The following is a 25,752-nucleotide window of genomic DNA, read 5'->3' on the forward strand; positions in this document are numbered from 1 at the left end:
ACGGAATCCGGGGTCATTCGTTTATGTCGGCTCAGGCTTCCCTGGTCCGGCTCACGCTTCCACTGTCCGGATCGAGTGAATCCGGTCCAGGATGGAGTTCTTGAGGTTTTCCGGAGCTGCTTCCGTGCACGAACGCTTGACCATCACGCGGATGACACATTCGAGGTCGTACTGCTCCAGGCACTCCGGGCAACTGTCCAGGTGGTCCTTGATCTCTGCGATGTCTGCACGCGTGAGCGCACCATCCAGATATTCATAGATACGTTGCATCCGGGCGTCATCGCAATCGCCCAGTCCCTGGCAGTCGCTCATTTCCTGTTCTCCTGTTTGTTGCTGTCGGCCGCGGCGCTTGACTCGGTGGCGGCCCTGAATCCTCGTTCGGCGGCATAGTCCGCCAGCATGTCCCGCAGCATCTTCCGGCCGCGGTGCAGCCGCGACATGACGGTCCCGATGGGGGTGTTCATGATGTCCGAAATTTCCTTGTACGCGAAACCCTCGACGTCGGCGAAGTACACGGCCAGCCGGAATTCCTCCGGAATCGACTGGAGGGCGCGCTTCACATCCGAGTCGGGCAGGTGGTCCAGGGCCTCAGCCTCCGCCGAACGCAGTCCCGAGGACGTATGCGACTCGGCGCGGGCCAGCTGCCAGTCCTCGATGGTGTCCGAATTCGACTGCAGCGGCTCGCGCTGACGCTTCCGGTACAGGTTGATGTACGTGTTGGTGAGGATGCGGTACAGCCAGGCCTTCAGATTGGTTCCGGGCTTGTACTGGTGGAACGCGGAAAACGCCTTCGTATACGCCTCCTGGACCAGGTCCTCGGCGTCGGAGGGGTTCCGGGCCATCCTCATGGCCGCCGAATACAGCTGGTCCACGTACTGCATGGCGTCACGCTCAAAGCGCACCCGGCGCTCTTCCGCGGACTCGGTGGAGACATCAAGGGGCTTCCCGTCCACCTCGGTCTCCAAAGCGGCGGGCGTGCCGGCATCAGGTGTCTTGGTGGGCGTGGCGTCGTTTCCGGCAACCTCGTGCATGGCCGCAACGGCCGGGTCCATGGTGCTCATTGCGTTCAAGTCTACTGTCACCTTCCGCCGGGCACCCGGAACCGACGGAAGCGCGAGGGTCCATGATTGCCCGGAACCGGCTTCCGGTTCCGCCCTGTCTTTGACCAGAGTCAAATCTCCGCCTTCGTTAGCCTGCTGGGATCTGCCTTTCACAACCACGTCCTGCGGGCAAATATTCCGCAAAAGTGCAAGACTAGAACCGGTTCTCCCGCAGTGAAGCCGCTGTTCGTCCATCCAGGAGGAAATTCATGTCGTTTGTCCGCTTTCTCGCCCGGCCCATGCTCGCCTCCAGTTTCGTCCTCGCCGGCATGGACAAGCTCAAGAACGCGGATGACACTGCGGCCCAGCTGTCCCCCCTGTTGCGGCGTGCGGCCGACGCCTTGCCGTTCCAGCCAAATGAGAAAGTCGTGGCACGCGTGATCGGCGGCACCCAGATCGGTGCCGGCGTCTGCTTCGCCCTCGGCAAGTCCGCCCGGCTGGCGGCCACCCTGCTCGCCGTCATTTCGCTCCTGAACGGCTACGTCGAATGGCGCAGCGCGGACATCTCCTCGAAGGAAGCCCGCGACGCCCGCCGCAAACAGCTCCTGAAAAACGTCTCCCTCACCGGCGGCGTGCTCCTCGCCGCGGTCGATACCGCCGGCAAGCCCAGCCTGGCCTGGCGCGCCGGGCACCTGGCGGCCGATGCCAAGAAGAGCGCCGGCCACCTCGCCGCCGATGCCCGCAAGACCACCAATAAGCAGCTGAAGAAGGCCGACAAAGTCGTCCGCAAGGCCGTAGACCACTCTGCCGGGGCCTAAGACGGTAATGACTGGCACCACCCCCTCTGCAGCTGCCCCGTCCCACCCTGCCGGCGCCCATGCAGCCGGTACGCACTGGCCCGCACCCTTCGCCGCACGGCCGGTCGATGCCACTGTCACCGTTCCCGGATCCAAGTCCCTGACCAACCGGTACCTCGTGCTCGCCGCCCTCGCGGACGGACCTTCGCGGCTGCGGGCTCCCCTGCACTCCCGGGATTCCGCGCTGATGATTGAGGCCCTGCGGCAGTTGGGGGCCACCGTCACGGAAGTGCCCGGCGACGGCGCCTTCGGCCCCGACCTGGAAATCGTCCCGATCAGCATGGATGCCGCGTCGGCGGACACGGCGATCGACTGTGGCCTGGCCGGCACGGTCATGCGCTTTGTGCCGCCGGTGGCCGCGCTGCGCCGCGGTGAGTCCCGTTTCGACGGCGACCCGCATGCCCGCAAACGCCCCATGGGCACCATTATCGAGGCCCTCGCCGGCCTGGGTGTGGCAGTCACCGCACCCGACGGCGGTCCGGCGTCGTCGTTGCCGTTCACGGTGCACGGCTCTGGTGAGGTGCGCGGCGGCCACCTGGTCATTGATGCCAGCGCTTCGTCCCAGTTCGTCTCCGCCCTGCTGCTGGCCGGGGCGCGCTTCACCGAGGGACTCCACCTCGAACATCAAAGCAGCGAACACGTCGGCAAGCCCGTGCCGAGCCTGGACCACATCAACATGACCGTGGCCGTGCTGCGCGGTGTGGGCGTGGCGGTCGACGACTCGGTGCCGAACCACTGGGTTGTCTCCCCCGGCCCGATCCGCTCCTTCGACGTCCGGATCGAGCAGGACCTCTCGAACGCCGGACCCTTCCTCGCGGCGGCCCTGGCCACCGGCGGCACCGTGCGGATCCCGAACTGGCCCGCGGAAACCACCCAGGTGGGTGATCTCTGGCGCGGAATCCTGACCGCTATGGGCGCCACGGTGACGGTTGACGGCGGCACCCTGACCGTCAGCGGAGGGCCGGAGATCAAGGGCGGCGACTTCGACGAGACCAGCGAACTCGCCCCCACCGTAGCCGCGCTGTGCGCCCTCGCCACCGGCCCCTCACGTCTGGGCGGCATCGCCCACCTCCGCGGCCATGAAACGGACCGGCTCGCCGCCCTCGTCGCCGAAATCAACCGCCTCGGCGGCGACGCCGAAGAAACCCCCGACGGCCTCATCATCCGCCCGGCCGCGCTGCACAGCGGCGTGGTGCACAGCTACGCGGACCACCGCATGGCAACCGCCGGCGCCATCCTCGGCCTTGCCGTAGCCGGCGTGGAAGTCGAGGACATCGCCACCACGGCCAAGACCATGCCCGATTTCCCGCAACTCTGGGAAGCGATGCTGGCCCAGGGATCCGCCGCAGATGAGGACACCGCCGGTGGCACGCAGCACTGATTCCTGGGACGAGTCCGACGTCCGGATCCGGCCGAACAAGAAGGGCACACGGCCCCGCACCAAGGACCGGCCCAGCTACGACGACGCCGTCACCGGACGCATCATCACCGTTGACCGCGGCCGCTACACCGCCGTCGTCGGCGAAGGGACCGCGGACGAACGCAAGATCATCGCGGCCCGGGCCCGGGAACTGCGCCGCAACCCGGTGGTTGCCGGCGACTTCGTCTCCCTCGTGGGGGACGTCACCGGCGAGCCCGACACCCTGGCGCGGCTGGTCAAGATCCAGGACCGCAAGACGCTGCTGCGCCGCAGCGCCGACGACACGGACCCGATCGAACGTGCCGTCGTGGCCAACGCCGACCAGCTGGTGGTGGTGGTCGCCGCCGCCAACCCCGAGCCGCGGACCGGTTTCATCGACCGCGCGCTGGTGGCCGCGTACGACGCCGGCATTGAGCCGCTGCTGCTCGTCACCAAGGCCGACGTCAAGGATCCCGCCGAGCTGCTGTCCAACTACCAGCACCTCGACTTCCCCGTCATCATCTCCAAGACCGCGGACTCCGCCGCTTCCGGCATCGACGCCCGCTCCGACGACGGGCTCTCCGCCCGGCTCGACAAGGACGCGGTATCCCAGCTGCGCGACTACCTCGACGGCAAGGTCACCGTGATGCTGGGCCATTCCGGCGTCGGCAAGTCCACCATGGTCAACGCCCTGACCGGGGCCGAGCGGGCCACGGGAGGCGTGAACGCGGTAACCGGCCGCGGCCGCCACACGTCCTCCTCGGCACTGGCGCTCAAAGTCAACGATGCCCCGGCCGGCAGCTGGATCATCGACACCCCCGGCATCCGGTCCTTCGGCCTGGCCCACGTGGACCCGGACCGGATCCTGCGCTCCTTCCCGGACCTGGAGCCGGGCACCGATGATTGCGAACGCGGCTGCAAGCATGACTCCACCGCCGTCAACTGCGGCGTCGACAAGTGGGTTGCGGCCGGGCACGCGGGGCCTTCGGGACCGGCCAGGCTCGCGTCCCTGCGCCGGCTGCTGGGCACTGACCCGCGGATGGAAGCGCAGGAAACCAAGGAACTGGGCACCGTCTCCTAGCCGGACCAGCAACGGGGCGGCGGCGCCGTGCCGCGGCCTACCGCCCGGCGGCCCGGTTTGACGGTAGTTTGGAACCATGAGTCAACCCGCTTCGAGCTACAACGATGACCTGCGCCTTGCCCATGTACTGGCAGATTCGGTCGATTCCCAGACCATGAGCCGCTTCAAGGCGCTCGACCTTCGGATCGAGACGAAGCCCGACCTCACACCCGTCACCGATGCCGACAAGTCCGCGGAAGAGGCCATTCGCGGCCAGCTCTCCCGGTCACGTCCGCGTGACGCGGTCCTGGGCGAAGAATTTGGCAGCTCGGGCCACGGTTCCCGCCGGTGGATCATCGACCCGATCGACGGCACGAAGAACTTTGTCCGCGGCGTCCCGGTCTGGGCCACCCTGATCGCCCTCGTCGATGAGGGCGAGCCGGTGGTCGGCGTCGTCAGCGCGCCGGCACTGGGCAAGCGCTGGTGGGCCGCCAAGGGTGCAGGCGCCTACACGGGCCGCTCGCTCGCCGCCGCCACACGGTTGAAGGTATCCAACGTCTCCAATCTCGAGGACGCCTCGCTGTCCTACTCCAGCCTTGGCGGCTGGAAGGAACGCGGGAACCTGGACGAGTTCCTGGGCCTGACCGAGGAAGTGTGGCGCACCCGCGCCTACGGTGACTTCTGGTCGTACTGCCTCGTGGCCGAGGGCGCCGTGGACATCGCCTGCGAACCCGAGCTGAATCTCTACGACATGGCCGCCCTGGTGCCGATCGTGACCGAGGCCGGCGGCCGCTTCACCTCGCTCGAAGGCGAGGACGGCCCCTTCGGCGGCAACGCCCTGGCCACCAATTCGATCCTGCACTCGGAAGTGCTCAAGCGGCTCAACCCCGGACTCGACGACCTCTTCCAAGCCCACCCGAACAACTGAGCCGCGCCCGTAATAATCCGCTTCACAATCGGCGGCCGCCTTTTCCCCGGCTGCCCCGATGTCCTACGCTCGATGCAGGTCACGAGTGCCAGCGCTAAACCCCGGTTTGCTGGCCGGCAACCCTCCAGTCGCGGTGGGGTGCCCCGGGTGACGACCTGGCCGGTCCGGAACGGACCCGGCAAGCGCGGATTCCCACGGTGTGGGGTCCTGTTCGAGTGAGGTCCCATGACAACTGCCATTTTCCCCGTTGCCCCTGAATTCCATGCACGGCTTGCCCTCGCGGCCCGCCCGCTGGCAGCCGTCACCGGGGCCGAAATCCAGGCCCCGCTGATCACCGGCGGCCACGCGCGCTACGCCAACCTCGACTACGGCGCCTCCGCCCCGGCCCTGTCCGTGGTCTCGGCCTACCTGAACGAAATCCTGCCGTACTACGCGAGCGTGCACCGCGGCGCCGGCTACGCATCGCAGATCAGCACCTCCGTCTACGAGAACGCCCGGGACATCGTGCGGGACTTCGTGGGCGGCCGGCCCGACGATTCCGTGATCTTCACGCGCAACACCACCGATTCCCTGAACCTGCTGGCCGGCTGCCTGCCGCTGCGCGACGGGCGGCCCGCGGGCGAGGTCCTCTACCTCGACATCGAACACCACGCCAACCTCCTGCCCTGGCAGAATGTCCCGCACCGCAGCGTCGTGGCCGCCGCCACCCTCGCGGCCACCGTGGACCGCCTGCGCGACGAACTCGCCCGCGGCGGCGTCAGCCTGCTGGCCGTCACCGGCGCCTCCAACGTCACCGGGGAGATCCTCCCGATCCGGACCCTGGCCGCACTGGCGCACGAATACGGCGCCAGGATCGTTGTCGACGCCGCGCAGCTCGCCCCGCACCGGCGGATCAATATCGCCGCGGACGACGTCGATTACCTCGCCTTCTCGGGACACAAGCTGTACGCCCCGTTCGGCGCCGGCGTGCTGGTGGGGCGGACAGACTGGCTCGACGCCGGCACCCCGCACCTGGCCGGCGGCGGCGCGGTCCGCGATGCCCGGCTCGACTCCGTCAGCTGGACCACGGGACCTGCCCGGCACGAGGGCGGCTCGCCGAACGTCCTCGGCGCGGCGGCCCTCGCCCGCGCCACCCAGGTCATTGCGGCCCTGGACCCGGAGCAGTGGCAGGCCCACGAGGACGCCATCCGGTCCTTCCTCGTCGAGGGCCTCCAGGGCATCGAAGGAGTAACCGTGCACCGGATCTTTGCCGATTCGGTTTCTGATTCTTCCTCCGCTTCTTCCACTGGAGGCGATCAGCCGGACACCGGCACGATCGGCGTCGTGAACTTTTCCGTGGAAGGCTACGACGCCGGACTGGTGGCCGCCTACCTGTCGGCCGAACACGGCATTGGCCTGCGCGACGGCCGCTTCTGCGCCCACCCGCTGCTCAAGCGGCTCGGCCTGCCCGCCGGCTCCCTGCGGGCCAGCTTCGGCCTCGGCTCACGGCTGGAGGACGCCGAACGCCTGCTGGCCGGCCTGCAGCAGCTGCGGCAGAACGGACTCGGCTGGGATTACGTGGTGGACGCCGGCCGCTGGGTGCCGGCCAACGATACCCGCAGCTACCCCCACTGGGCTCCGAACACCCCGGGCACGGCCGGCGCTGCGCCCTGCACCCTCGACTAGCGCAGGATCAGGGCCCGGCGCGGGTGCGGTAAATTCGAAAGGTATCTGAAACCAGCAGGACCTTCCAGAAGGAGATCGCACGTGGCAAGCGCCGGACCCAGGCTCCACAGCGGACCGAAGCTGCACAGCGAGCGGCGCCAGGAACTCGGACAAAGCTTCCAGGACGGCGGCGAACACTACGAACGCGTCCGCCCCGGCTATCCGCAGGAGTCGGCCGACTGGCTGGTTCCGGCGGGAGCCAGGGACGCCGCGGACATTGGCGCGGGCACCGGGAAGTTCACTTCCCTTTTGGCAGAACGCGGACTGGGCACGGTGGCCGTGGACCCCTCTGCCGACATGCTTGAGCAGTTGCGCCGGACCCTGCCGGACGTCACCGCCATCGAGGGCAGCGCCGAGGACACCGGTCTCGAGCCGGAGTCCTTTGACCTGGTCACGGTTGCCCAGGCGTGGCACTGGTGCGACCCGGGCCCGGCCAGCGCCGAGATTGCCCGGATCCTGCGGCCGCGCGGCGTGCTGGGCCTGATCTGGAACCAGCTGGACACCAGCGTGCCCTGGGTGCACCGGCTCTCCCGGATCATGCACGCCGGGGACGTCCACAAGCCACACTTCCGTCCGGCCGTGGGCCCCGAGTTCACCGGGCTGGAGAGCCACCTGACGCGCTGGGAGGATTCCGTCACGACGGAGGACATCCAGGAGCTCGCCAAGTCCCGCAGCTACTATCTCGCGGCATCGGCCTCCACCCGGACCAAGGTCACAGCCAACCTTGCCTGGTACCTGAACGAGCATCTGGGGCACACCCCGGGCGAGGTGCTCCGGCTGCCCTACCTGACCCAGACGTGGCGGGCCTTCCGGGCCTGATGCACGCTCACCCCGGATGCCCCCGGATTGCACGCAGCGCCCGCCGGGCTTATTGTTTCGGTATGCCTAATAATTTCTTATAGGCACACGAAACTTTGACACCGGCTGTTTTCCGGCCGGCGCCGATCATCGCGTCAACGCCGACGCGCCAATCACAGGAGCTGGCAGTGCTGGAGCTAACGGGACACGGGCAACCGGCGCAGGACGCCCCCACTTACAAACACCCGGGTGCCCGGAGGGCGCTGATCGGCCTGTTGGGACCGGCCTTCGTGGCGTCGATCGCCTACGTGGACCCCGGAAACGTAGCCGCCAACCTGACCGCCGGAGCGCAGTACGGCTACCTGCTGGTGTGGGTCCTCGTGGCCGCCAACGTCATGGCCGTCCTCGTCCAGTACCAGTCCGCCAAGCTCGGGATCGTCACGGGCAAGAGCCTTCCGGAGATCCTTGGTGAACGGCTCAAGCCGTTCTGGCGCCGCGCCTTCTGGGTGCAGGCCGAAGTCGTCGCCGCCGCCACCGATCTCGCGGAGGTGGTGGGCGGCGCAATCGCCCTGTTCCTGCTTTTCGGCCTGCCCCTCCCCCTGGGCGCCATGATTGTTGGCGCCGTGTCCATGCTCCTGCTCGCGGTCCAGGCCCGGCAGAAACAGCGGCCGTTCGAATTCATCATCATGTTCCTGCTCGGCATCATCACAGTCGGCTTCCTGGCCGGGCTGTTCATCAGCCCGCCCGATCCGGGGGCCGCCCTGGCCGGGCTCATGCCCGGTTTCCAGGGCCCGGACACCGTCCTGTTGGCCGCCAGCATGCTCGGGGCCACCGTCATGCCGCACGCCATCTACGTCCACTCTGCCCTGTCCCGGGACCGGCACCGGCCGGACGAACACCTGCATGTTCCCCCGGCGGCCATCGCGCGCCTGGTCCGGGCCACCCGGTTCGACGTCGTGGCCGCCCTCGCGATCGCCGGGCTGGTCAACATTGGGATGCTGCTCCTGGCCGCCTCCACCCTCGGCGGCGAAGAAGGCACGGACACGATCGAGGGCGCGCACGCCGCCATCACCGCCAATCTCGGCCCGATCGTCGGCGTGATCTTCGCGGTCGGGCTGCTCGCCTCCGGCCTGGCATCGACCTCCGTGGGCTGCTATGCCGGCGGCACCATCATGCAGGGCCTGCTCAAGATCCGGATCCCCGTCATGGCCCGGCGGGTCGTGACCCTTATCCCCGCCGTCGTGCTGCTGGCGGTGGGCTTCGACCCCACGTGGGCACTCGTCCTGAGCCAGGTGGTCCTCAGCTTCGGGATTCCCTTTGTCCTGGTCCCGCTGGTGGTGCTGACCAGCAACAAAGCCCTGATGGGCCGCTTCGCCGACGGCCCGGCCCTCCGAGTCGCCGCCATCATCAGCGTGGTGCTCGTCGTGGCTCTTAACCTGGTGCTGCTGTGGCTCACTTTCTCCGGAGGCAGCTGACGGTAGGCTTAGGTCTGTGAAGACCAGTACGCCCTCCTCCTCGATCGAGGACTACGTCAAGGTCATCTATTCGTTCACCGAGTGGCAGCGCAAGCCGATCACCTCCACGCAGCTGGCACAGCGCCTGGGCGTCGCCAACTCCTCGGTGTCGGAAATGGTCCGCAAGCTCAAGGACCAGGGCCTCGTGGACCACAAGCCCTACAGCGCCGTCACGCTCACCAGCGATGGAGTCCGGCTCGCCCTGTCCATGGTTCGGCGGCACCGGCTGATCGAGACTTTCCTCGTCCGCGAGCTGGGCTACCGCTGGGACGAGGTCCACGACGAAGCCGAACTCCTGGAGCACGCCGTCTCGGACACCTTTATTGAACGCATGGCGGCCAAGCTGGGGAACCCCACCCGGGACCCGCACGGCGATCCCATCCCGGCCGCCGACGGCTCGGTGCTGATGCCCGCCGCCCACCGCCTGAGCGAACTCGACGACGGCCACACCGGCCGGATCACCCGGATCAGCGACGAGAACCCGGAGCTCCTGCGCTATCTCGCCGCAGAGGACATCGACCTCGACGCCGAAGTGGAGGTGGTAGGCCGGCGTCCCTTCGGTGGCCCCATGGTAGTGCGGATCGGTTCCGCCGCGGCACTGCGCGAATTCGATTTCGCCGACGAGGTCGCCTCGGCCCTCTGGGTCCACAGCGATGCCGGGCACGCCGGCTGCAGCGTCACGGAGAGCTGAGTGAAGGGTGCGCTGGACGAGCGCCGGGCCGTGCCGCGCCCCGGGGTGCCGGGCTGGAAGGCCTGGTCCGCCGTCGCCGTCGGCGGGCTGATCGGAACCGAGCTGCGTTTCGGCGCCGGCCAGATTTTTCCCGAAGGCGCCGGCGCGGTGCCGTGGACCACGTTGGCGATCAATGTCTCCGGGAGTTTCGTCCTGGCCACCCTGACCACCCTCTGGATCGCGCGGCCACAAACGGCTTTCTGGTTGCGGGCCGGCATCGGCCCCGGCCTCCTGGGTTCCTTCACCACCTTTTCGGCGCTGGTGATCGCCATTGACCAGCAGATCCGCGGCGGCTTCCATGCCACGTGGCTGGCCTACCTCGGGCTCTCGCTCGTCCTGGGCCTCGGGGCCGCCGCGGCCGGCTGGAAAACCGGCAAGGCGATTGCCGACCTCCGCGGCGGTGCCCAATGATGACCGCGCTGATGGTCGGGGCGTGCGGGGTGGCGGGAGCACTCCTGCGGTTCGCCGTCGACTCCTGGTTTGCGCACCATCAGGGCTCCCGACCGCACTGGCCCTGGGCGACGCTCACGGTCAACGTCGCCGGATCCTTCATCATCGGTTGGTCCGTCGGCCTGACCGGCCACCTGGAGCTGGGCGCCGACTGGCACGCCGCGATCGCAACCGGTCTCGCCGGCGGCCTGACCACCTTCAGCTCATGGACCACCGCGACGGTCCGCCTGGTCAGCGAAGAGCGGTACCGGGCGGCGGCGCTCAACATCGGCGCGAACCTTCTCGTGGGGCTCACGGCCGCGGCGCTTGGGCTTGCCCTCGCCGGCTGAAAACCTCAGCCCGCCGCCGGTGTGGCGAGGGTAACACCGGGGCGCCGTGGTGGCTTCGGGCCGCCGTCGTTCCCGTATCGTTGAAGGATGGTTACCCGACGTGAAGCAGCCCAGATCCTCGACATTCCCCTGGAAATGGCGCACCGTCACGGCATCCCGCCCCGGCTGTCCGAGGCCGAGCTGGGCGAGCTGCTGGACAACCCGCCGGCGTGGCTGGTCCAGTCCAAGGCAAACCGCACCGGCAAGCGGCCCGTCTGGGTCCAGCTCACCTGTGCCGTCTGCGGATTCTCCGAAGCGGCCCGGCCCAAAAAATGGTGGCCGGAATTCACGTACGTCTGCTGCGTGCACCACGAGGCGCGCGAGATCCCGGTGCTTGGGCCCGGGCTCGTGCGCAGTGTGTACGACGGCGTCGGCAGCCGTTTCGCAGGGATCGTGGACGCCGCCGTTCCCGAGGCGTAGCTTAAAAGACGGGGCTACCCCTGGCCCCTGCCGTGAGGGAGAGCACCATGCCTGACAAGACGCCGCACCAGAGCGTGTCGAAGAAGTCGGTTAAAACCATCAAGGAAAAACGGGCAGAGAAGAAGGCGAAACACATCGTCGATGCCCACACCGATCCAGTGGCACACATCAAGAAGCGCTGAAATATCGAGAGGCCGGAAGCCGTTGCTTCCGGCCTCTTGTCGTATTGGCCTGACACGTCGAAGCGGGCTGGGGCTCACCCGAAATGGATGATGTGACAATCTCCCGTTGGCGGTTTAGTGGTCTTGGAATCCGACCGAGAGGTCCCATTCCGGGGCCATGTCCGCGGGGCAGTTCCAACCGTTGAGCGGCGCGGCCCCTATCGGAATCATTCGACGCGGGTGGTGACGGCCCGGCGGGGACCGCCCACACTAAGACCAGTGCGCCAGACAGCGTGCTCGACACAGACCGGAGGAATACCAGTGACAATCACACCGGAGACTGAGGCCCACGGGCCGGTCGACTTCGTACTCCTGGAGTTCCCCGTATCGGGACTGACGGGACAGGCGAGTGAGGAACTCGTTAAGCTCGTCGAGCAGGGCGTGATCCGCCTCTTCGATCTCCTCGTCGTCATGAAGAATGACGACGGATCTGTCGAGGTGCTCGAACTCACCGACCCAGGCGGTCCGGCGGCGGGGTTCTCCTACTTCGAGGGAGCCCGGACCGGGCTCTTGGGCGATGACGACATCGCCGAGGCCTCGGCCGCGCTGCTCCCCGGGACTGTGGCCGCGCTGATCGTCTACGAGAACATCTGGGCGGCACCGTTCGTGGCGGCCGTTCGGGACAGCGGGGGCGAACTCATCGCGAGCACGCGGATCCCTGCTCCGGACGTGATGGAAGCACTCGATGCCCTCGAGGCCCTCGACGCCGAGACGACGGCACCCGCCGTGTCGCCGGCACCCGACGCGTAAGACACACAGGAAGCAATCCGACAGGAGAAAATTATGGGACTTCTCAGAGGTATAGGGCGGACGGCGGTGGTTGCCGGGACAGCCAGTGCAGTCAGCGGCCGGGTCCAGCGCCGCCAGGCCAACAAGTTTGCCGAGAAGGACGCCGCGACGGCGGCCAAGCAGCAGGAGGCCTACGATTCGCAGATGGCCCAGCAGGAGCCACCGCCGCAGGCCTACCAGCAGCCGGTCTACCAGCAGCCACCACCCCCTCCCCCGGCTGCCGGCGGCATCTCAAACGAAGCCCTCGAACAGCTCAAGCAGCTCGGGGCGCTGAAGGATCAAGGGATTCTCACGGAACAAGAGTTTGGCGTCCAGAAGGCGAAGATCCTCGGCATGTAGTGCCAAGCAACTGGAAGGAGGAGGGGGAGTGTCGGAAGACGCTTCCCTCCTCTTTGGCTTTAAGCACAAAAGTCCCCGCCGACAGAAGCCGGCGGGGACTTTTGTGAACCCAATACGGGGTGGAGCGCCGTTGCCGGGCCCCTATGTGGAGATGGGGGGAATTGAACCCCCGTCCGATGTCGTGTTGTCAGGGCTTCTCCGGGCGCAGTTTGCGTTGGAATTTCTCGGCCCCAGCCATGCTGCAAACAGCTGGCTGATCCGGGCCCAGTCATCTAAGAGTCCCGTTTACCCCGATGACGGAGGTAAACAGCAGTGGCTATCTAAATGACGCCAGGATCCGGGGCAATAGCAACCTCGGGCTGACGGACTGTCTTACTGCTTAGGCAGCGAGAGCGAAGTCAGTGCGTTTTGATTCGGCACTTATTGGTTTGCAGACAGCGTTTACGAGATAATTCTGCATCCTCGGCCCGCTTCACCTGTCGCGACTAACATCGTCGAAACCGATCATCCCCGTATTTTTTTATCAAACCCGGACCGGATACTTTCGAATCCTTCCCGGACTACCAATCATAACGCACCGCCTCCGGGAAACATTCCCGGGCACCGTGACAGCCTGCGGCGCGCTAGCGGCGGTTGCGTTCGCGCATGACGCGCTGGGCCTCGCGCTTGTCCTGCTGTTCGCGCAGTGTCTGGCGCTTGTCATATTCCTTCTTGCCGCGGGCGACGCCGATTTCGACCTTCGCACGGCCGTCCACGAAGTACAGCTGCAGCGGCACGATCGTGAAGCCCGACTCGCGGATCTTGTGCGAGATCTTCGTGAGCTCTTCGCGGTGCAGCAGCAGCTTGCGGCGGCGGCGTGCGGCGTGGTTCGTCCAGCTCCCCTGGTGATACTCGGGGATGTGGATGCCCTCCATCCACAGCTCGTCGTTGTAGAACGTGCAGAAGCCGTCCACCATCGAAGCATGGCCCTCGCGCAGGGACTTCACTTCCGTGCCCATCAGCGCGATGCCGGCCTCATAGGTGTCAAGGACGTGGTAGTCGTGCCGGGCCTTGCGGTTGGTGGCCACTACCTTACGGCCACTTTCTTTGGGCACGGTAGGACTCCTCGGTTTGTTGGTGGTTCACTCCGGCCAGGTGGTGCGGAGTCTTTCCAGTTTACGGCAGGGCGCCCGCCTCAGCGGATGGCCCGCCGGATGGCCTGCCGGATGGCCCGGGCCGGACTACAGCAGGTTCATGGGGTCCACGGCCCGGCCGTTGAGCCAGGTCTCGAAGTGCGAGTGGCAGCCGGTGGAGTTGCCGGTGGTGCCTGAATAGGCGATCAGCTGCCCCTGGTTGACGTGCTGGCCGACCGAGACCGCCACGGAAGTGTTGTGGTAGTAAATCGTGGTCAGCGAGTTGCCCTGGACCACCCCGTGGGAAATCTTCACGTTGTTGCCGCCGCCGTCGTTGGCCCAGCCGGCCGAGAAGACGGTGCCGGCAGCCGCGGCGTAGACGGGCGTGCCGCAGGCGGCACCGAAATCGATGCCGGTGTGCATGTAGCCGCCCTGGCCGTAGAAGTCGATGGTGCCCGGCGGCGTCGCCCGCCAGCCAAACCCGGAGGTGATCGGAATATTGCCGGGGAACGGGTGCTGCAGCCCGAAGGCCGACGGCGAGCCCTGGGCCGGCGGGACATACGGCTGGACGGCCTGTCCCTGCGCCCGGGCGGCGGCCGCCGCGGCCTCGGCAATGCGGCGCTGCTCGGCCAGCCAGGCCTCACGCAGCTTCCGGTCGCGTTCGGCGATCTCGGCGGCGACGGCGTCCTGCTGGGCCTTGACCTGCGCGAGCTGGTTCTGGATGCCGGGCTTGGCGGCCTGGAGTTGGGCGTCGAGCCGGGTGGTGTCGGCAATCAGCTTGTCCACGGCGGCCTTCTTGGCTGCGGCCTCGTCCCGGGCGGCCTTTTCCCGGGCCAGGGCGGCGTCGGCTTTGGCCTTGAGGTCGGTGATTTCAGCCTCGACGGCGGCCAGCCGGGCCTGCGCGTTGACGTTGGTGGCGCTCTGCTGGGTGAGCTTGTCCATCGCGGAGTTCTGGCTGCGCAGGGCCTGGTCCGCGAGGTCGATGGTGTCCGTCAGGCTGCTGCCCTGGTTCGAGCCAAAGAACAGGGACAGGTTGGACGGGACGCCGCCGGACTTGTAGGCCTGCGTGGCGATTTGCCCGATCAGTTTCCGGGTGTCCGCGATCTTCTGCTTGTCCGCTTCCAGCTGCTGCGTGATTTTTGCCTTGTTCTGCTGCGCCAGGTCCACGCGGGCCGCGAGGGCCTGCACTTCCTGGACCGCTCCGGCCACCCGGCCCTGGGCGTCCGTGAGCGCCTGCTGGGCGCCGGGGAGCTGGCCCTGGTACAGGACCAGGTCTGCCGCAGCCTGGGCGATCTTGCCGTCCACGAATTCGAGGGAGTGCTGGACCCGGGCCGCCTCGTCGCGCAGCGCGGCCTGCTGGTCCTCAAGGTCATCGGCGAATGCCGCCGGACTCGAGGCCCCCATGGTCCCGGCCAGGACCAGCGCCAGGGTGGCGCTGATCATCCGGCTGCGGCGCCCCACCAGGCGGAGCCGGAGGGATTGCCGGAGGGGGCGGCGGGCCATCGGTGTCATAAGCATTCCCTTTTCGTTTCGCAAGGCTAGACCCGCAAGTACCGGCGGAGGGTCAGCAGGGAGGAAATTCCGGCCAGGACAACGCCCAGGCCAATCAGGGCAGGTACCAGGATCAGGGTCTGCCCGGGTGAGATAAACGCGGTGTCCGGATACTGCTTGGACAGGACGCCTTCGAGGAAGAAGCGCGCCACGGCCCACAGGGTGCCGGAGGCCAGGGCGGCACCGATCACCGCGGCGATCACGCCTTCGAGGATGAACGGGAGCTGGATGACCATTTTGGACGCGCCCACCAGGCGCATGATGCCTGTTTCCCGGCGGCGGCTGAACGCGGAGAGCCGGATGGTGGTTGCGATCAGCAGGATGGCGCAGATGATCATGACGCCGGCAATGCTCACGGCCACCAGGGACGCGGCGTTCATGGCCGAGAACAGCCGCTCCAGCAGCTGCCGCTGGTCGATCACGGTCTCTACCCCGGCCTGGGAGGAGAAGGTCTCGCTGATGATCTCGTACTTCTCCGGGTCCTTCATGTTGATCCGGAAGGACGCCGGCAGCTGGTCCGGGGTCACGGAGTCAACGATCGGGGAATTGGAGAACTGTTCCTTGAAGTGCTTGTAGGCGTCGTCCTTGGACTCGTACTGGAAGTCGTTGACGTACTGCGCCACCGCGGGCGACTTCAGCAGCGTGCGCAGGTTGTCCTCCTGCTCCGGCGTCGCCGGACCGGTGGCGCAGCCGGGCGCCGTCGAACCGTCACTGCAGAGGAAGATGGCCACCTGGACCTTGTCGTACCAGTAGCCTTTCATCTGGTTGATCTGCAGCTGCAGCATGCCGGCGGCGCCGACGAAGGTCAGCGACACGAAGGTCACCAGGATCACGGAGATCACCATGGACAGGTTGCGGCGCAGGCCGCTGCCGATCTCGCCCAGGACGAATGCAAGCCTCACGCCTGGCCCTCCCCTGCGGTGCGGAACTCGGCGCGGGCTTCGGCGCGCGAGCCGGCCCGGGGCGGGATAACCTGCGGCTGTTCGTCCCGTCCGCTGGCGTCGCGCAGGCGGCGCGACTGGCCCACGACGGGAATCATGGAGGTGTAGAGGGCCTTGGCTTCGTCGCGGATGACGACCCCGTTCTTCAGTTCCACCACCCGTTTGCGCATTTCGTTGACGATGTCGTCGTCGTGCGTGGCCATCACCACGGTGGTGCCGTTCTGGTTGATCTTGTCCAGCACGCCCATGATGCCCATCGAGGTGGTGGGGTCCAGGTTTCCGGTCGGCTCGTCGGCCAGCAGGATGCCGGGGCGGTTCACGACGGCGCGGGCGATCGCCACGCGCTGCTGCTCGCCGCCGGAGAGTTCGTGTGGGAGACGGTTTTCTTTGCCTTCCAGGCCGACGGTCTTCAGGACCTCGGGGACGGTGTCGCGGATGACGCTGCGGCTCTTGCCGATGACCTGCATGGCGAAGGCGACGTTGGCGAAGACGGTCTTCTGCGGCAGCAGGCGGAAGTCCTGGAAGACGACGCCGATTCCGCGGCGCAGGCGCGGCACGCGCCAGCTGGAGATGTTCGCGACGTTCTGGCCGGCCACGTAGACGGCACCGGAGGAGGCGCGGTCCTCTTTGAGGACCAGGCGCAGGAAGGTCGATTTGCCGGAACCGGAGGCGCCGACGAGGAAGGCGAATTCGCCACGGTCGATCTCAAGGTTGATCGAATCCAGCGCCGGCCGCGCCTTCTGGTCATAGACCTTGGTGACATTTTCGAAACGGATCATGGCCCTTAGTACCCTGCAGGACATGACCGCGAGGGCCCGGTTCTGCTGCCGGCGCAAGGGCTTTCGTTTGGGGGAAGTAGAGCTCCGGCCCCTCGACTATACGCACGGGTAACGGCGGAACCGCCGGAACGGCGGGGCGTGTCGCGCGATTGTCAGGGACCTCCCAGTGGAGGCGCCCGGCCGGGCGCCGGGCCTACTTCTCGGCGTTGCGGTTGTCCGTCCGCCAGCGGATGCCGGCGTCGATGAAGTCGTCGATTTCGCCGTCGAACACGGCCGAGGTGTTGCCGACCTCGTGCTCGGTGCGGAGGTCCTTGACCATCTGGTACGGGTTCAGGACGTAGGAGCGCATCTGGTCGCCCCACGAGGCCTTGACGTCGCCGGCGAACGCCTTCTTCTCGGCGTCCTCCTGTTCCTTCTTCAGCAGCAGCAGCCGGGACTGCAGCACCCGCAGGGCGGCGGCGCGGTTCTGCAGCTGCGATTTTTCGTTCTGCATCGACACCACGGTGCCAGTGGGGATGTGGGTCAGGCGCACCGCGGAATCGGTGGTGTTGACCGACTGGCCGCCGGGGCCGGAGGAGCGGAAGACGTCCACGCGGATCTCGTTGTCCGGGATGTCGATGGAGTCCGTCTGCTCGATCAGCGGGATCACTTCCACGGCCGCGAACGAGGTCTGGCGGCGGCCCTGGTTGTCGAACGGGCTGATCCGGACCAGGCGGTGGGTGCCGGCCTCGACGCTGAGCGTGCCGAAGGCGTACGGCGCCTTGACCTCGAAGGTGGCGGACTTCAGTCCGGCTTCTTCGGCGTAGGAGGTGTCCATGATGGTCGTCGGGTAGCCGTGGCGTTCGGCCCAGCGCAGGTACATGCGCAGCAGCATTTCGGCGAAGTCCGCCGCGTCCACACCACCGGCGCCCGCGCGGATGGTCACCACGGCTTCGCGCTCGTCGAACTCGCCGGAGAGCAGGGTGACGACTTCAAGGTCGGCCAGCGCCTTGCGGACCGATTCGAGTTCCGCGGCGGCGTCGGCCATGGAGTCGGCGTCGTCCTCGTCCTGGCCGAGTTCCACGAGGACCTCAAGGTCGTCGATCCTGGCCACGAGCTTGTTGAGCCGCTCAAGCTCGGTCTGCTTGTGCGAGAGCTTCGAGGTGATGACCTGCGCCGCGGCGGGGTCGTCCCACAGATTGGGTTCACCGGCCCGCTCGCTGAGCTCGGCGATGTCTTCCTTGAGCGCCTCGACGTTCGAGACGTTCTCGATGGACGTGTAGGTGGCCCGCAGTGCGCGGATTTCAGCGGGAAAATCAATGTTTGCCATGGTTTTTTAAGCCTACGCTATGTGTCCTAGCCGCCCGACCCTGCCGGTTGCCCTGTCACTTTGGGTTGCCCGATAGATGGTTGCCCTGTCACTTTGGGTTGCCCGATATCCGCTTGCCCTGCCACTTTGGGTTGCCTGACGGCCTGGTTGGCAGCATCTACTGATAGGGCAACTGGACTGGCGGGCCAGCGGCTCACCGGCTGAGGCGGGAGCGCGCCGTGGACGTCGCCTCGATCCGGATGCCGTCCGGCACCAGGAAGTTCACCACCGGCGGGTGGACGGCTGCACTCAGGACGACGACGGCGGTGGCGCCGTCCGGGCTGCCCGTGGAGGGCGCCACGCTTAGGGCGCTGAAGCGCTCGAACGCGCCGTTGCGGCCCAGATAGTCGACAGCGGTGCTGCGAACCCTCGCCCCGCTGAGGACGGCGGACGGCGTGCCGCCGGAGTTGCCCAGCTGGCCGAGGGTGAAGCTATCCGCTGCCGCCACCGAGGCACCGTCCGCGAGGGAGAGCAGTTTCTTGTGTTCGAGGTAGACGCTGGAGGCCGCCATTACGACGGTGGCGACCAGCAGGGCAATCAGCATGAAGCCGATGCTCAGCACCAGCACCTGTCCCTCCTGCCGGCAGGGCCCGGGCCGGCCCCTCACCGGAACCTGCCCACCAGCTGGGTTGCCGACGCGCTGAGCTGGCTCGCGTTCAGATGCAGTGCGTCGCTGAACGGCAAAAACGGCAGGGGCACGGTGAGGCGGACGGTGACTGTCACCGCCGAACCGGGAGCCAGACAATCGGCAGGCTCGCAGCGGGTGTCGACGGTGCCGTTTCCCGCCGGCTGGCCGTAATCGGCGAGCGCCAGCAGCACGGCTTGCTCTGCCGCTGCCCGGCCGCTTGCCGCGTCCGGCTGGGCAACATAGACCTTGGCGGCCTGGTCGGCGGCGCCCACGACTGCGTACGAGCCGCCCTGGATCTGGCCCACGGTGATGATGAAGTACACCAGCGGCACCATCAGCAGTGCGGACAGGAAGACGAACTCGACCACGGCACTCCCCTGTTCCGGTGAGGCGTCGTGCTCCGGCCATTCACCGCTGGATAACCGCATGGCCCTTCACCTCCAAGAGCGCCCGGGGACCGATGAAGCCGATGATCGGCAGGGGTGCCCGGACGGTCACCTCGAGTGTACGGATGCCCTGGAACGTCGATTCGCTTGTCCCCACGTCCCGCGCGAAATCCGAATTGAGCGCCGCCGTGATCAGCTGGACAGTCCGTTCCTTGGCGTCCCCGTCGTTGCGGTCGGCCAACGTGCCGTATCTGGCGCCCGAGGCGGCGGCGTCGATCAGCGTATTCCGGACGTGGAGTACCAGGGTGAGCTGGACGATCGCGAGGAAGAGCGAGGTGAGCAACGCACCGATCAGCACGAAGTCCACCACTGCAGCGCCCCGCTCCGCGCCCTTGCGGTTTTTCCCGCTATCGGTCTGGCGCCCGGTCCCCCCGCCCTGGGCTGCCATTGCCTACTGTCCGACCTTGTCCATTGCCTGGTTGAAGAGTCCCTCAAGCGCAGGACCGGCCAGGGCGAGCAGGGCGGCCACGAGGACTGCCGACATGAGCGTGATCATGACCCAGCCGGGGACATCCCCGCGCTGGGGATGGGCGGTTCCCACGTCAGAGTGGTCCGCCGCCCGCGCTTGCGGCGGAGCAGACCACCAGGTCAACATGCTGAGCGCGCAGGCCGCCACTGCAGCCCGGGTTCCGAAGTTCTTCACCGTGTCCTCTTTCCTGGTTCTCTGGTTTTGTGTTTCTGGTTTTGTGTTTTCTGGTTTTCTGGTTTTCTGGTTTTCCGGGGTCCTGTTTTTGGATCTGATGGTTCGTGACATGTCGCAGGCAGATCGTGCACCGGGTGCCCCAGGCTGGCCGGCCAGATGCAGGGCGTCCTTCGTATCCTGTTCCCTCCTCGTATGACTTTTCTTGAGTCCTGCCCGTGCCGGCCGGCGGGCAGCCGCCGGCTGTCCGTCGTCGTCGTTCGCCAGGCTCCTAGAGTCCGAGACTGATGGCGGCCAGACCGGGGAAGACGGCGAAGATGACCGTGAGCGGAAGGACGCCAAAGACAAGCGGCACCATCATGCCGATTTCCTTCTTGCCGGCGGACTCCATCAGTTCCCTCTTGGCTGTGTCCCGGACATCCTGTGCCTGCGCCCGGAGGACGTCGGCGAGGGGTGTTCCACGTTCGACGGCCACGATCATGCCGTCCACGAAACGGAGCAGCGGCCCTTGATCGGTCCTGGACGAGAACTCGTGGAGGGCTTCCACGAGGGGCTTGCCGGACCTGGTCTCTGCGAGGACACGGCCGAATTCCTGCGAGAGCTCACCCCGCGCGCTGCGGCAGACCCTGTCCAGGGCACCGGTGGCACTTTCGCCGGCGCTGACGGCCAGGGCCATGAGTTCGGCGATGCTCGGAAACTCCGCCATCATCCGCGTCTCCCGTTTCTTGATGTGCGCGCCCAACAGGTAGTCCCGGAGCAGGAACCCGCCGACCGCGCTGCCCACGACGGCCACGACGGCGACGAACGGGCTGAAGCGGCCGATCGAGCCGGCGAGCGCCACAACGCCGACGGCGAGGACGAAACCGCCGGCCGCCCAGAGGAGTTGCTCAGCCCGGAAGTCCACGGCTGTTTTGGCGCTGCCGGCGCGGGCGAGCCTGCGGTTTAACGCCGTCGCGCCAAGGTTGATCCTGCCCAGGGACCTGGCACCGTCCCGGAACGCCGGGCGGAGGATCCGCTCGAGCGGCCCAAATGGTGTGACATTCCGCGGGGCGGCCCGCAAAAGCCGGGATTCGAGGCTGTGGGTTCTCAGCTGCGGTTCGATACGTTCGACGAACGTCGTTGGGCGCATGAAGGGAAGCCGGACGAGGACCAGCCACAGGCCCGCCCCGAGCACGGCCCCGCACACCGCGGCGCCGGCCATCAGGCCCGTCATCGGAGGACCCGCTGTTCTTCCGGCAGCGCCCCGATACGCAGCATGATGGCGTAGGACAGCAGGGAGACGGCAAGGCCGCCCAAAAGGACGGCAGCGCCGAGCGGGGTGTTGTACGCCATCACGGCCTCAGGACGGCTGGCCAGCAACACCAGGACAATCCAGGGCGCAGCGACGGCCAGGCGTGCCGCGTTGACGGTCCAGGATTGCCTTGCCTCCAGCTCACTCCGAGTCCTGGCACTTTCCCGCAGGAACTCCGCGAGGGTGCCCAGCAGCCTCCCGAGGTCGGAACCGCCCACCTCCCGGGTGAGCCGGAGGGCCTCGACGATCCGGTCCGCCACGGGATCGGCCAGACGGTCCTTGAGCCGGGTGAGTGAGGGATCGAACTGGCCTCCCGACCGGTAGTCGGAGCCAAAGTCCACAAACACGTGGCGCAGCTCCACGGGGCCCTTGTCGCCCAGCTGGATAAGAGCCTCCGGCAGTGACAGGCCGGCCCTGATGGCTGAACGCAAATGATCAACGACGTCGGGCCAGAGCTGGCGGAGGACAGCCGTGCGCTTTCTGGCACGCCACCGGACCATCGCCATCGGCAGCCATCCGCCAAAGAGGCCAAAGCATCCCGAGATCGGCCATGACCCGGTAACTGCGAAGAACGCGAGCGTTGTGAAGGCCCCGAGTCCAAGGCACGAGGCGAGCAGCCCTGCCGCGCTGACCTTTTCGATGCCCGCCGACCGCAGGAGGTCCTCAAGCCGGCTGGTCCGGGTCCTGCGCCGCACGCTCTCAGGCGTCTCCCACGCGGACCACCAGATCAGCAGGAGGCCGGTGCCGCCCAGCATCCCGACCAGCGGCGCCATCACCGCTGCTCCAGCAGCGCCGCGACGTCGTACCCGGAGCGGGCAAACTTTTCCGCGGCGGGCATGGAGTTGGCCTTGGGCAGAAGGTGCCCGTCCGACATCGTGAACACCATGGATGACTCGATGATCCCGTTTTCCACCCGGCGGCCCAGGGACAGGATCTCGGTGACCTGTCGGCGCCCGCTGATGTGCCTGCTGCAATGGACCACCAGATCGATGCAGGACGCGACGGTGGGCACTACGAACGCGCTGGAGATGTTGTCGCCGGCGAGCAGCGGAAGCGTGCAGATTTTCGTCACGGCATCATGGGCGGAGTTCGCATGCACGGTGCACATCCCGGGCAGGCCGGAATTCAAAGCGATGAGCATGTCCAGGCTCTCGGCCTCCCGGACTTCCCCGACCACCAGCCGGTCCGGCCGCATGCGCAGGGCCTCCTTGACCAGGCGGCGCAGCGGAATCTCCCCCTGCCCCTCCAGGTTCGGCTGACGGCACTGAAGACCGACGACGTCGCGGAGCGGCAGCTGCAGTTCAAAGATTTCCTCCACCGTGATGACCCGTTCGCGGGTGCCGATGCTGGCGGCGAGGCAGTTGAGCATGGTGGTTTTGCCCGCCTGGGTGGCGCCCGAGACCAGGATGTTGAGGCCGCTGGCGACGGCCGCGCCGAGGAACCTGGCCGCCTGCGGGGTGAGCGTTCCCAGCTCCACCAGGTGCTCGAGCCGGCTGGCTTTGACGACGAACTTGCGGATGTTGATGGCCCAGTGACGCCGGGTGACGTCCGGGATCACGACGTGCAGCCTGGAGCCGTCCGGGAGCGCCGCGTCCACAAACGGCGAAGACATGTCCAGGCGCCGGCCTGAGCTCTTCAGCATCCGTTCCACAAGGTCCCGGACCTGCTGGTCCGTCAGCGAAACAGAGGTCAGTTCCGATTCGCCGTTGCGCGCTACATAGATTTCATTCGGCGCGTTGAGCCAGATTTCCTCGATGCCCGGGTCGTCAAGGAGCGGCTGGAGCGCACCAAAGCCCGCCACAGCGTCGAAGACGAATCTCCGGGCCGACTCCAACGGGCCCAGCGGGGGCAACGGCGCCAGGAGGGCCCGTTCGTCGTAGTCGCTGACAGCCGCCTCGACCAGGCGCCGGACTTCGCCGCTCTGCTGCAGTGGATCCAGCCCGCGGCGACGGATCAACTCACGGACTTCGTCTTCGACGATGCGCACAGCCTCCACGGTGCCCCCCAATATGACCGCTACCCCTCCCCCTGGGGCAGTGCAACTGGGGTTAAAACTAGAGGAGCCCGGGGTTCCCGACAAGGGCGTTTAACGACGCTTGTGGATAAGTTACCGGCAACGGGCCCGGGTCACCCCTCCTCCGCCTGCTCGACTAAACTCGGACTTTAGCCAACAGAAAGGTCGAACGTGCCACAGCTGAGCGTGCTGCTCCCCGTCAAGGACGGGATGCCCTACCTGAAATCAACCGTTGCCAGCACCCTGCGCGCAATGCCGCGGGACTCGGAACTCCTTGTTCTGGACGATGGCAGCACCGACGGCACCGAGGCCTTCCTCTCAGGCATGAGTGACAAGCGGCTCAAGGTCTACCGAAATGAGCAGTCAGCCGGCGTCGCTGCTGCTTCGACCGCCATGCTTTCGCGGGCCAGCGGCGAACACATTGCCCGCATCGACGGCGACGACATCTGCCTGCCGTGGAGGTTCGCCGTCCAGCGGCGGGCCCTCGAGGGCGTGGACATGGTCTTCTCGCAGGCTCTCATGATCAACGCCAAGAGTGTTCCGTTCAGGCCACGCTTCGAGCCGGGCATCTCCGCTGAGGCCATGCCCCTGCATCTGCTGCTGACGAACGTGCTGATGAACCCGACGATGTACGCCTCCCGCGCCGCCCTGGAGTCGCTCGGCGGGTACCAGGCGACCCCGGCAGAGGACTATGACCTGTGGCTTCGTGCCGCCACAGCGGGGCTGCGCATGCGTCGCATTCCGCGGCTGCCAACCATTGCCTACCGCCGCCACCAGACCCAGTTGAGCCAGACCCGAGCCTGGTCGGACGAGAACGGGGACAAAGTCCTCGCGGAATCCTTCAGCAAGCTGGCGGCGGACCGGATCGGCTTCCACGGATCGGCTTCCACGATCCTGTACAACCGGCCGACTGCGGGAAAGCCGTACCCGGAGGATCCCGACATCGCTGAATTCGCCCGTTGCATGATGGAGGCGGCCAGCCGGCTTGGCGAGCGCGACCGCCGCGGCGTCGAGGCGCGGCTGAGGTCCAGCTACCACCTCTGACTCAATGGATCCGCTAGTCGGCCTGAACTCCGGCGGCCTCGGCAACCGCGGTGTAGCCCTGCGGGTTCCTGCTTTGCCAGCGCCAGTGGTCCTCACACATTTGTGCGAGGTTGCGGTGCGCTGACCAGCCCAAATCCGCCAGGGCCGCCGACGGGTCGGCGTAACTGACGGCGGCGTCGCCGGGCCGGCGCGGCGCGAATTCGTAGGGCACCGGGTGGCCGGCCGCCGCGCCGAACGCCTCGATGACTTCGAGCACGGAGGAACCCCGGCCGGTGCCAAGGTTCCAGCGGAACACCCCTGCTTGGTCGCTGAGGTAGCCCAGGGCGGCCAAGTGGCCGGCGGCGAGGTCCATCACGTGGATGTAGTCCCGCACTCCGGTGCCATCCGGCGTCGGGTAGTCGTTGCCGAAAACCATCACTTTTTCGCGGCGACCCACGGCCACCTGGGCCACAAACGGCAGAAGATTGTTGGGGATGCCACTGGGGTCTTCACCGATGAAACCAGACTCGTGGGCGCCCACGGGGTTAAAGTAGCGCAAGAGGGCGATGCTCCAGCGGGGATCGGCGGCTGCCAGGTCTGAGAGGATGTCCTCGATCTGTTCCTTGGTGCGGCCGTAGGGGTTGGTGGCATCCAACGGCGCCTTCTCGATGAGGGGAACTTCATCCGAGGCACCGTAGACAGTCGCGGACGAGCTGAAGACCAGGCGGCGTACCCCCGCGGCGTCCATGCCGTGCAACAGGTTGAGGGTGCCCACGACATTGTTCTGGTAGTACATCAGGGGTTTCTCGACGGATTCCCCCACTGCTTTGAGCCCGGCGAAGTGGATCACAGCCTCGAATCCGCCCTCGGCAAAAACGGCGTCGAGGCTGGGAGCGTCAAGAAGGTCGACCTCCCGGAAGTCCACGGTCCTGCCCGTGAGCTGCTCCACACGGCGCAGGGACTCCGCGCTGGAATTCATTAGGTTGTCCAGGACCACAACCTCGTGCCCCGCTTCGAGGAGGGAAAGAGTCGTGTGGGATCCGATGTAGCCGGCGCCGCCGGTAACCAATACCTTCATGAATGACAGCTTAGGAGGATCGGCCGGCCACCGCGAACTCGACCAAGGCCCGCCGAGTCAGCATCCCAAAGCCGAACGGCTCCTGGACAGCCTACGAATTCAAGCCTCCTGAAGGTAGCAGCGATCCCACCCGCCACATGAGCAACATCAGGATCAATGGTCCCAATCGAGTGACGGTGCTAGGGTGAGCGCCATGAGTCAGACATTCTCTTCGTTCGGTGGTTCCTGACGCATCCGAACAAACCTGAGGCATATATGCGGCGCTCGCGAAGCGCACCATCGTT

The 25,752-nt window shown here is 66.9% G+C and carries 30 protein-coding genes, 1 other RNA gene and 1 riboswitch; of the genes, 15 read left to right on the plus strand and 16 right to left on the minus strand.

From position 1 onward, the window contains the following. Nucleotides 1-51: 51 nt before the first annotated feature. Together rsrA and AC1DRO_RS12510 are read right to left on the minus strand one after the other, a co-directional pair. The gene (rsrA, locus tag AC1DRO_RS12505; protein WP_018775287.1) at nt 52-312 is read right to left on the minus strand and encodes a mycothiol system anti-sigma-R factor; all 261 of its coding nucleotides are present in this window, start codon (nt 310-312) and stop codon (nt 52-54) included. Further along, nucleotides 309-1,061, minus strand: coding sequence for a sigma-70 family RNA polymerase sigma factor (locus AC1DRO_RS12510; protein ID WP_156945176.1), 753 nt, complete (start codon nt 1,059-1,061; stop codon nt 309-311). The genes rsrA and AC1DRO_RS12510 overlap by 4 nt, the downstream gene beginning before the upstream one ends. Before the next feature lie 248 nt (nt 1,062-1,309). Between AC1DRO_RS12510 and AC1DRO_RS12515 the strand changes: the two genes are divergently transcribed. From AC1DRO_RS12515 to AC1DRO_RS12580, 14 genes are all read left to right on the plus strand, one after another. Next, entirely contained in the window at nt 1,310-1,858 is a 549-nt protein-coding gene (locus tag AC1DRO_RS12515) for a DoxX family protein (protein WP_028277492.1), read from the plus strand. Nucleotides 1,859-1,865: 7 nt separating this feature from the next. Then, nucleotides 1,866-3,278 carry a 3-phosphoshikimate 1-carboxyvinyltransferase gene (gene aroA / locus AC1DRO_RS12520; protein ID WP_476951042.1) on the plus strand — a complete coding sequence of 471 codons (1,413 nt, stop codon included), beginning with the start codon at nt 1,866-1,868 and terminating at the stop codon, nt 3,276-3,278. Next, nucleotides 3,262-4,377: a ribosome small subunit-dependent GTPase A gene (gene rsgA, locus AC1DRO_RS12525; protein WP_079553032.1), complete on the plus strand. Its 1,116-nt coding sequence runs from the start codon at nt 3,262-3,264 to the stop codon at nt 4,375-4,377. Before aroA ends, rsgA begins: the two co-directional genes overlap by 17 nt. Nucleotides 4,378-4,453: 76 nt before the next feature. Next, the gene (gene hisN / locus AC1DRO_RS12530) at nt 4,454-5,284 is read left to right on the plus strand and encodes a histidinol-phosphatase (RefSeq protein ID WP_028277489.1); all 831 of its coding nucleotides are present in this window, start codon (nt 4,454-4,456) and stop codon (nt 5,282-5,284) included. Nucleotides 5,285-5,361: 77 nt separating this feature from the next. Beyond that, a riboswitch (SAM riboswitch) is annotated at nt 5,362-5,475 on the plus strand. Between the two features lie 34 nt (nt 5,476-5,509). Then, nucleotides 5,510-6,949: an aminotransferase class V-fold PLP-dependent enzyme gene (locus AC1DRO_RS12535; protein WP_476951043.1), complete on the plus strand. Its 1,440-nt coding sequence runs from the start codon at nt 5,510-5,512 to the stop codon at nt 6,947-6,949. Between the two features lie 81 nt (nt 6,950-7,030). Then, nucleotides 7,031-7,807, plus strand: coding sequence for a class I SAM-dependent methyltransferase (locus AC1DRO_RS12540; protein WP_476951044.1), 777 nt, complete (start codon nt 7,031-7,033; stop codon nt 7,805-7,807). A gap of 167 nt (nt 7,808-7,974) precedes the next feature. Further along, entirely contained in the window at nt 7,975-9,261 is a 1,287-nt protein-coding gene (locus AC1DRO_RS12545; RefSeq protein WP_476951045.1) for an Nramp family divalent metal transporter, read from the plus strand. Nucleotides 9,262-9,277: 16 nt separating this feature from the next. Continuing rightward, on the plus strand, nt 9,278-9,991 hold the full coding sequence (locus tag AC1DRO_RS12550; RefSeq protein WP_476951046.1) for a metal-dependent transcriptional regulator: 714 nt from the start codon (nt 9,278-9,280) through the stop codon (nt 9,989-9,991). After that, on the plus strand, nt 9,992-10,441 hold the full coding sequence (locus AC1DRO_RS12555; protein WP_476951047.1) for a fluoride efflux transporter FluC: 450 nt from the start codon (nt 9,992-9,994) through the stop codon (nt 10,439-10,441). Continuing rightward, complete coding sequence (locus AC1DRO_RS12560) at nt 10,441-10,809, plus strand: fluoride efflux transporter FluC (RefSeq protein ID WP_476951130.1); 369 nt, start codon at nt 10,441-10,443, stop codon at nt 10,807-10,809. Before AC1DRO_RS12555 ends, AC1DRO_RS12560 begins: the two co-directional genes overlap by 1 nt. Before the next feature lie 87 nt (nt 10,810-10,896). Next, a complete protein-coding gene (locus AC1DRO_RS12565; protein ID WP_243181223.1) occupies nt 10,897-11,268 on the plus strand; it encodes a hypothetical protein in 372 nt (123 codons plus the stop codon). Between the two features lie 47 nt (nt 11,269-11,315). Beyond that, on the plus strand, nt 11,316-11,450 hold the full coding sequence (locus tag AC1DRO_RS12570) for a hypothetical protein (RefSeq protein ID WP_018775274.1): 135 nt from the start codon (nt 11,316-11,318) through the stop codon (nt 11,448-11,450). A gap of 300 nt (nt 11,451-11,750) precedes the next feature. Further along, complete coding sequence (locus tag AC1DRO_RS12575) at nt 11,751-12,239, plus strand: DUF6325 family protein (protein WP_052355026.1); 489 nt, start codon at nt 11,751-11,753, stop codon at nt 12,237-12,239. 33 nt (nt 12,240-12,272) lie between these two features. Next, nucleotides 12,273-12,617, plus strand: coding sequence for an SHOCT domain-containing protein (locus AC1DRO_RS12580; RefSeq protein ID WP_243181221.1), 345 nt, complete (start codon nt 12,273-12,275; stop codon nt 12,615-12,617). A gap of 143 nt (nt 12,618-12,760) precedes the next feature. Here the strand turns inward: AC1DRO_RS12580 and ssrA are convergent. The 13 genes from ssrA to AC1DRO_RS12645 form a co-directional block, all read right to left on the minus strand. Then, nucleotides 12,761-13,129, minus strand: a transfer-messenger RNA (tmRNA) gene (ssrA, locus tag AC1DRO_RS12585). Between the two features lie 111 nt (nt 13,130-13,240). Next, on the minus strand, nt 13,241-13,711 hold the full coding sequence (gene smpB / locus AC1DRO_RS12590) for an SsrA-binding protein SmpB (protein ID WP_026266743.1): 471 nt from the start codon (nt 13,709-13,711) through the stop codon (nt 13,241-13,243). 126 nt (nt 13,712-13,837) lie between these two features. After that, on the minus strand, nt 13,838-15,241 hold the full coding sequence (locus AC1DRO_RS12595) for a peptidoglycan DD-metalloendopeptidase family protein (RefSeq protein WP_476951131.1): 1,404 nt from the start codon (nt 15,239-15,241) through the stop codon (nt 13,838-13,840). Between the two features lie 26 nt (nt 15,242-15,267). Continuing rightward, a complete protein-coding gene (ftsX, locus tag AC1DRO_RS12600) occupies nt 15,268-16,182 on the minus strand; it encodes a permease-like cell division protein FtsX (RefSeq protein WP_028276034.1) in 915 nt (304 codons plus the stop codon). Next, a complete protein-coding gene (gene ftsE, locus AC1DRO_RS12605; RefSeq protein ID WP_043435207.1) occupies nt 16,179-17,000 on the minus strand; it encodes a cell division ATP-binding protein FtsE in 822 nt (273 codons plus the stop codon). The genes ftsX and ftsE overlap by 4 nt, the downstream gene beginning before the upstream one ends. Nucleotides 17,001-17,193: 193 nt before the next feature. Further along, on the minus strand, nt 17,194-18,309 hold the full coding sequence (gene prfB, locus AC1DRO_RS12610) for a peptide chain release factor 2 (protein ID WP_223916104.1): 1,116 nt from the start codon (nt 18,307-18,309) through the stop codon (nt 17,194-17,196). A 193-nt stretch (nt 18,310-18,502) separates the two neighbouring features. Beyond that, entirely contained in the window at nt 18,503-18,916 is a 414-nt protein-coding gene (locus tag AC1DRO_RS12615; protein WP_476951048.1) for a pilus assembly protein TadG-related protein, read from the minus strand. A 35-nt stretch (nt 18,917-18,951) separates the two neighbouring features. Then, complete coding sequence (locus AC1DRO_RS12620) at nt 18,952-19,404, minus strand: hypothetical protein (RefSeq protein ID WP_476951049.1); 453 nt, start codon at nt 19,402-19,404, stop codon at nt 18,952-18,954. Next, entirely contained in the window at nt 19,385-19,810 is a 426-nt protein-coding gene (locus tag AC1DRO_RS12625) for a TadE family protein (RefSeq protein ID WP_476951050.1), read from the minus strand. Before AC1DRO_RS12625 ends, AC1DRO_RS12620 begins: the two co-directional genes overlap by 20 nt. Nucleotides 19,811-19,813: 3 nt before the next feature. Then, the gene (locus AC1DRO_RS12630; protein ID WP_476951132.1) at nt 19,814-20,017 is read right to left on the minus strand and encodes a hypothetical protein; all 204 of its coding nucleotides are present in this window, start codon (nt 20,015-20,017) and stop codon (nt 19,814-19,816) included. Nucleotides 20,018-20,333: 316 nt separating this feature from the next. Then, on the minus strand, nt 20,334-21,275 hold the full coding sequence (locus tag AC1DRO_RS12635) for a type II secretion system F family protein (RefSeq protein ID WP_476951051.1): 942 nt from the start codon (nt 21,273-21,275) through the stop codon (nt 20,334-20,336). Then, complete coding sequence (locus AC1DRO_RS12640; protein ID WP_476951052.1) at nt 21,272-22,126, minus strand: type II secretion system F family protein; 855 nt, start codon at nt 22,124-22,126, stop codon at nt 21,272-21,274. Before AC1DRO_RS12640 ends, AC1DRO_RS12635 begins: the two co-directional genes overlap by 4 nt. Further along, nucleotides 22,126-23,349 carry a CpaF family protein gene (locus AC1DRO_RS12645; RefSeq protein ID WP_476951053.1) on the minus strand — a complete coding sequence of 408 codons (1,224 nt, stop codon included), beginning with the start codon at nt 23,347-23,349 and terminating at the stop codon, nt 22,126-22,128. Before AC1DRO_RS12645 ends, AC1DRO_RS12640 begins: the two co-directional genes overlap by 1 nt. 189 nt (nt 23,350-23,538) lie before the next feature. Here AC1DRO_RS12645 and AC1DRO_RS12650 point away from each other — a divergent pair, with 189 nt between their 5' ends. Further along, nucleotides 23,539-24,411: a glycosyltransferase family 2 protein gene (locus AC1DRO_RS12650; RefSeq protein WP_476951054.1), complete on the plus strand. Its 873-nt coding sequence runs from the start codon at nt 23,539-23,541 to the stop codon at nt 24,409-24,411. Nucleotides 24,412-24,424: 13 nt separating this feature from the next. Here the strand turns inward: AC1DRO_RS12650 and galE are convergent, their stop codons facing one another. After that, nucleotides 24,425-25,468 (minus strand): UDP-glucose 4-epimerase GalE, encoded by a 1,044-nt coding sequence (galE, locus tag AC1DRO_RS12655; protein ID WP_476951055.1) that lies wholly within the window; start codon nt 25,466-25,468, stop codon nt 24,425-24,427. Between the last annotated feature and the right edge of the window lie 284 nt (nt 25,469-25,752).

This window comes from Arthrobacter sp. P4_F11, from assembly GCF_056401395.1.

What these genes read in the sequence shown, in the direction of transcription:
- galE (WP_476951055.1), bottom strand. Translation starts at nt 25,468, where the DNA reads ATGAAGGTATTGGTTACCGGCGGCGCCGGCTACATCGGATCCCACACG.
- AC1DRO_RS12620 (WP_476951049.1), bottom strand. Translation starts at nt 19,404, where the DNA reads ATGCGGTTATCCAGCGGTGAATGGCCGGAGCACGACGCCTCACCGGAA.
- AC1DRO_RS12580 (WP_243181221.1), top strand. Translation starts at nt 12,273, where the DNA reads ATGGGACTTCTCAGAGGTATAGGGCGGACGGCGGTGGTTGCCGGGACA.
- rsrA (WP_018775287.1), bottom strand. Translation starts at nt 312, where the DNA reads ATGAGCGACTGCCAGGGACTGGGCGATTGCGATGACGCCCGGATGCAA.
- AC1DRO_RS12635 (WP_476951051.1), bottom strand. Translation starts at nt 21,275, where the DNA reads ATGACGGGCCTGATGGCCGGCGCCGCGGTGTGCGGGGCCGTGCTCGGG.
- AC1DRO_RS12570 (WP_018775274.1), top strand. Translation starts at nt 11,316, where the DNA reads ATGCCTGACAAGACGCCGCACCAGAGCGTGTCGAAGAAGTCGGTTAAA.
- AC1DRO_RS12510 (WP_156945176.1), bottom strand. Translation starts at nt 1,061, where the DNA reads ATGAGCACCATGGACCCGGCCGTTGCGGCCATGCACGAGGTTGCCGGA.
- AC1DRO_RS12595 (WP_476951131.1), bottom strand. Translation starts at nt 15,241, where the DNA reads ATGACACCGATGGCCCGCCGCCCCCTCCGGCAATCCCTCCGGCTCCGC.
- AC1DRO_RS12560 (WP_476951130.1), top strand. Translation starts at nt 10,441, where the DNA reads ATGACCGCGCTGATGGTCGGGGCGTGCGGGGTGGCGGGAGCACTCCTG.
- prfB (WP_223916104.1), bottom strand. Translation starts at nt 18,309, where the DNA reads ATGGCAAACATTGATTTTCCCGCTGAAATCCGCGCACTGCGGGCCACC.
- AC1DRO_RS12630 (WP_476951132.1), bottom strand. Translation starts at nt 20,017, where the DNA reads ATGTTGACCTGGTGGTCTGCTCCGCCGCAAGCGCGGGCGGCGGACCAC.
- AC1DRO_RS12565 (WP_243181223.1), top strand. Translation starts at nt 10,897, where the DNA reads ATGGTTACCCGACGTGAAGCAGCCCAGATCCTCGACATTCCCCTGGAA.
- AC1DRO_RS12625 (WP_476951050.1), bottom strand. Translation starts at nt 19,810, where the DNA reads ATGGCAGCCCAGGGCGGGGGGACCGGGCGCCAGACCGATAGCGGGAAA.
- ftsE (WP_043435207.1), bottom strand. Translation starts at nt 17,000, where the DNA reads ATGATCCGTTTCGAAAATGTCACCAAGGTCTATGACCAGAAGGCGCGG.
- hisN (WP_028277489.1), top strand. Translation starts at nt 4,454, where the DNA reads ATGAGTCAACCCGCTTCGAGCTACAACGATGACCTGCGCCTTGCCCAT.
- AC1DRO_RS12515 (WP_028277492.1), top strand. Translation starts at nt 1,310, where the DNA reads ATGTCGTTTGTCCGCTTTCTCGCCCGGCCCATGCTCGCCTCCAGTTTC.
- aroA (WP_476951042.1), top strand. Translation starts at nt 1,866, where the DNA reads ATGACTGGCACCACCCCCTCTGCAGCTGCCCCGTCCCACCCTGCCGGC.
- AC1DRO_RS12640 (WP_476951052.1), bottom strand. Translation starts at nt 22,126, where the DNA reads ATGGCGCCGCTGGTCGGGATGCTGGGCGGCACCGGCCTCCTGCTGATC.
- AC1DRO_RS12535 (WP_476951043.1), top strand. Translation starts at nt 5,510, where the DNA reads ATGACAACTGCCATTTTCCCCGTTGCCCCTGAATTCCATGCACGGCTT.